Source organism: Aneurinibacillus sp. UBA3580 (assembly GCF_002375825.1).
GTDB classification, from domain to species: Bacteria; Bacillota; Bacilli; order Aneurinibacillales; family Aneurinibacillaceae; genus Aneurinibacillus; species Aneurinibacillus danicus.
The window spans coordinates 1-2,037 of sequence record NZ_DFMZ01000008.1; the positions used below are offsets into that span (position 1 = coordinate 1).

The 2,037-nt window shown below is 49.5% G+C and carries 3 protein-coding genes; 1 reads left to right on the forward strand and 2 read right to left on the reverse strand.

Annotated elements, in window-relative coordinates:
- Positions 1–505: 3'-5' exonuclease KapD (gene kapD, locus B2899_RS01420; protein ID WP_286883495.1), on the reverse strand; the 505-nt coding region annotated here is incomplete at its 3' end.
- 230 nt (positions 506–735) lie between these two features.
- On the opposite strand from kapD, the gene B2899_RS01425 reads away from it, so the two are divergent.
- A complete protein-coding gene (locus B2899_RS01425; protein WP_170230183.1) occupies positions 736–1,089 on the forward strand; it encodes a thermonuclease family protein in 354 nt (117 codons plus the stop codon).
- Positions 1,090–1,125: 36 nt separating this feature from the next.
- On the opposite strand, the gene B2899_RS01430 is transcribed toward B2899_RS01425, so the two are convergent.
- Positions 1,126–2,037, reverse strand: a 912-nt coding sequence (locus B2899_RS01430; RefSeq protein ID WP_286883499.1) for an ABC-F family ATP-binding cassette domain-containing protein, incomplete at its 5' end; no start/stop codon positions are given.

The following is a 2,037-nucleotide window of genomic DNA, read 5'->3' on the forward strand; positions in this document are numbered from 1 at the left end:
GAGCGTCGTCAAGTGCACGGTGAGATTGGACCCCTTCCGCTAATCCATACTTGTCTAAGGCATACCATAACCCGGGCGTGTCTTTGTGTCCATAATAGAATTGATATGCTTTAGACAGATCCAGCCAATCCTCCAGCATAACGGAAAACGGAAACTTTATGCGGTGTTCGCGGCAGTTGCGGCGCAGTCCTTTAATGTCCAGATCGCCCCATGTCACCAGCGTCGTCTTCTCCGGTATGTAGCGAGCCAGCAGTTCATCGATCATCGCCTTAAACTCTATGCCGCCGAGTACGTCTTCCTGTTTGATGCCGGTCAGACTTATGCACTTCTCGCCTAACTGCGGGAAGAACACCGGAGCCACCAGAGAGGAAAACGTATCTACGATTTCCTTATTTTCTACGATAACCATGCCTGCTTCAATAACCTCATGAAAAAATCCTTTTGGCGCTTCCTTTCTGTCAAATGTCGTAAATTCAAAATCAATAAAAATGTATCGCTCTTTCATCCGGGCCCCTCGTTTCTCTTTTCTTCTTTCCAACCATTGTATTTTCAAACGGAAAATCAGTCAATTATCAAAGGCCTTCGGCATATGGTTAAAAGGGACTTCAAGAAGGAAGGAGGCCTCTGGTGTTTCGCCTGCATGATTTCGTCTTCCTGTTTTGGTTTCTTTGTTTTTTCTGTATTTCGTACATTCAGCTTGAGAGAGTTTCAGTATTACACGGGAAGGAGGCGGGTGTGCCGGACGGGACGGTAACCGCTTATGCGTACAAAGTAACGAAAGACAATCTCATTGTCGCTACGATTCAGGGGGAAACATATCGCATTCGTCTGCAAGGAATTGAGGTCTTCACAGAGCCGGACGCGAAACGCTTTCTGAAAGAAAAGGTATCCGGCCAGCAAATCGAGCTTGATTATGACGAACAGCCCTTTGAGGGAGAAGGGAAGATTACAGCTTATGTATGGCTCGGAAACGAAATGGTAAACCGCACACTGCTTTCCGAAGGGTATGCGCGTGCCGCACCCTCGCCGCAGCAGACCCGGTACATAAAGGATTTTGAGCACTGGCAGAAAAAGGCTGACCAAAAATAGAACGCCCGGACGGTGTGTCCGGGCGCTTCACTTTGATTACGCGTAGGCTTTCTCACGCATTTGTTTGACATCTTCGCTTGCCAGATATTCATCGTATTCCATTTGTTTATCGATGAGTCCGTTCGGCGTAATTTCGATGATGCGGTTGGCGACGGTTTGCACGAATTGGTGGTCATGCGACGTAAAAATCAACGTACCGCTAAAATCGATGAGTCCGTTATTGAGCGCCGTAATCGACTCAAGATCCAGATGGTTTGTCGGTTCGTCGAACAGGAGCACATTGGCGCCGGACAGCATCATCCGCGACAGCATGCAGCGTACTTTTTCGCCCCCGGAGAGGACGCTCGCTTTTTTCAGTGCTTCTTCGCCGGAGAACAGCATCCGTCCGAGGAAGCCGCGCACAAACGTTTCATCCTGATCGTGCGAATACTGGCGCAGCCAGTCAACCAGATTCAGGTCGCAGCCCTCGAAGTACGCGGCGTTGTCTTTCGGGAAGTACGACTGTGACGTGGTGACGCCCCAACTGTATTCCCCTGCATCCGCTTCGATTTCTCCCATAAGAATTTGCATCAGCGTCGTTTTTGCCAGCTCGTTTGTTCCAACCAGCGCAATCTTGTCACCTTTGTTGACGGTGAAGTTGATGTTGTTCAGCACCTGCTCCCCGTCAATGGTTTTGCTTAGACCCTTCACCGTCAGGATATCTTTTCCTGCCTCGCGCTCCGGCTTAAAGTTGATGTACGGATAGCGGCGCGAAGAAGGACGGATGTCTTCCAGCGTAATTTTATCTAACTGCTTCTTGCGGGACGTCGCCTGTTTGGCTTTGGACGCATTGGAGCTGAAGCGGCGGATGAACGCTTCGAGTTCTTTGATTTTCTCTTCTTTCTTTTTGTTGGCGTCTTTTGCCAGTTGCAGGGCCAGCTGGCTCGATTCGTACCAGAAGTCGTAGTT